Source organism: Dyella sp., assembly GCF_035277725.1.
GTDB lineage: Bacteria > Pseudomonadota > Gammaproteobacteria > Xanthomonadales > Rhodanobacteraceae > Dyella_B.
Genome location: NZ_DATEJY010000221.1, coordinates 1 through 2,721, shown reverse-complemented (window position 1 = coordinate 2,721; position 2,721 = coordinate 1). Strand labels below are relative to the sequence as shown.

Annotated in this window: 1 protein-coding gene; it reads left to right on the top strand. The window is 61.6% G+C overall.

The window, feature by feature from the left end:
• The coding region (locus VJR68_RS18365; RefSeq protein ID WP_324150039.1) for a TonB-dependent receptor domain-containing protein at window positions 1-2,359 on the top strand (2,359 nt) is incomplete at its 5' end.
• Window positions 2,360-2,721: the final 362 nt, after the last annotated feature.

Here is a 2,721-nt window from a genome sequence, read left to right as displayed (position 1 = left end):
TCTCAGCACCATTCCGATGGAAGCGGTGGAGCGCATCGAAGTGCTGAAGGACGGTGCCTCGGCGATCTACGGTTCGGACGCTATCGCCGGCGTGGTGAACATCATCCTCAAGAGCGATTTCCAGGGTGCAGTGGCCAAGGTGTCGACCGGTGTTTCCGGCAATGGCGACGGTAACCGTTACAAGGCTTCGTTGACTGCCGGCACCGGCGACCTCAACAAGGATCGCTACAACATCCTGTTCAACCTGGAAGGCATCAAGGACGACGCGATCCTTGCCACCGACCGCAGCGATCGCAAGTGGATTGGCACGGGTGATTTGCGTCCGTGGGGTTACAGCGCGACGGGTAGCCAGTTCCTGGGTGGTGCGATCACCGGTGGTGGTGCATCAGCGGGCAGCTCGCCGACGGGTGCTGTGCGTGATCCGGCCACAGGTCTCTATGCATCGCTGCCGGGTTGCGGGCAGTTCTCCAACATTTCGCAGGCCGGCGGCGGTGGTGGCTGTTTGTGGGATACGGCGAAGTTCCGTTGGATCACACCGAGCGACCGTTCGATCAACCTGTTCGTGCGCGGTACCTACAAAGTGTCGGACGACACGCAGGTGTACAGCGAATTCGGCTACTCCGACAAGGTTTCCAAGTTCCAGACCACGCCATCGGGCGTATCCGGCGCATGGGGTTATCCGGGCGGCCCGGTGAATGCAAGCAGCGGTTCTGGCGCCGTGGTATTGGGGCCGGGTAATCCTGACAATCCTTATGGCGCGGATGCGCGCCTGCGCTATTCCGCTTGGGATGTCGGCCCGCGCGTGCAGCGCACCGATAACGATTTCTACCGTTTCCTCGTGGGCGTAAAGGGCCGCTTCGGCGACTGGGATTACGACGCCACGTACATGCACTCGGGCACCGATCTCACCAGCACGCGCTGGGGCTATCTGCGTTACAGCGCGGTGCGCGATGCGCTCACCAATCCCAACAGCCCGTTCGGCTATTGGCGCATCGGCGAGAACGCCGGTTTGAACAACCCGGGCATCTACGGCTACATCTCGCCCACGCTGCACGCCACCGCAAGCAGCCAGCTGGACTCGATCGACGCCAAGATCACGCGCACGCTGTTTGATTTGCCCGGCGGCCCGATGGGCCTGGCCCTTGGTACGGAATACCGCCGCTCGGCCGTGTCGCTCACGCCGACCACGTACACCGACACGGGCGACATCATCGGCCTCGGTTACTCCGCCTACAAGGGATCGCAATCCTTGGCGGCCGGCTATTTCGAAGTGGATGCACCGGTGCTCAGCACGCTGGAACTCTCCGCGGCGGGTCGCGTGGACAGCTACAAGGAAGGCGCCACCGCCGTGACGCCGAAGTTCGGCATCAAGTGGTCGCCCACCACGTGGCTGTCGCTGCGCGGCACGTTCGCCGGCGGTTTCCGCGCACCGAACCCGGCGGAAACCGGTGGACGCCTGGCTGCATTCACCAATGCTCCCGATCCGGTGCGTTGCCCGAATGGCAATGCGTTGACGGCGCTTGGTGCTTCGCAGGCGGACTGCAATGCGCCGATCGCCATCATCACTGGCCCGAACGCACATCTGAAGCCGGAGCGCTCGCGCAGCTATACCGGTGGCATCGTGCTGGCGCCGACCGCGGATACCTCGCTGACCGTCGACTACTGGCGCATTCGTCGTACCGACGAAATCAACCAGAGCACCGCCGCTTCCGCCATTGCTGCAGGCAACGTGATTCGTTCGGACAACAACCTCACCGGCATTCCCAACAGCGGCACGCTGCTGGCAGCGGAAGGCAGCTACATCAACTCCGCGGCGACCTCGGTGCGCGGTGTCGATATGGACTTCACGCAACGCTTCGACATGGGCGCGTACGGCAGGCTGAACATCGATCTGAATGCCACACGCCTGATCTCGTATGCACGTGAGGACGTCAACGGCACCGTGCAATACGCGGGCACGCACGGCAACTGCGATACCACCAACTGCATCGGTACGCCGCGTCATCGTGCGCAACTTGCCGCCAATTGGGACATCGGCAGCTTCTCGCTCGGTGGCATGGTGAACTATCGCAGCGCGTTCAAGAACGTGCCGGAGGCAGGCGCGGCCTGCAACGCCACCTTTGCCGATGACACCGTCGCGCCAGCGCATTGCCGCATTCCGGCCTTCACCACGCTGGATCTCTCGGCCCGTTACCACTTCGCGAACAGCTTCGAAGTGTTCGGTTCGATTTTGAACGTGACCGATAAAATCGCTCCGTTGGATCCGACCACCTACGGCGCGATGAACTACAACCCGCTGGACTCCACCGGTGCAATCGGCCGTTACTTCACGGTGGGTGCGAAGTACACGTTCGAGTAAATGCATGTCATACGCATCGCTGCTGGCGATGCGACTGTGAAGAGGAAGGCGCGTCGAGTGATCGGCGCGCCTTCCTGCTTTTTGGCGATTACCGCACGCAGGCACGGCTGCTTTCTCTTAGCCAAACCACTGTCAGACGTTAAGGCCAGACCATGCCGCTTGACGGATGTGTATGAGCACCTGCAACACAGGCATAACACCAGCTATCGCGCGCCCTCCATAGATTTTCCTTGTGCGATGCGAGATTAGCGATGTGATCTAAGATTCTGCTGCAATGCCGACATCGCAAAATATTGCGGGATGTTAAGGACTTGTCTGATTGCCGGCGTCTGTGGAACACTCCGGCCCCGTGTCCCCACACG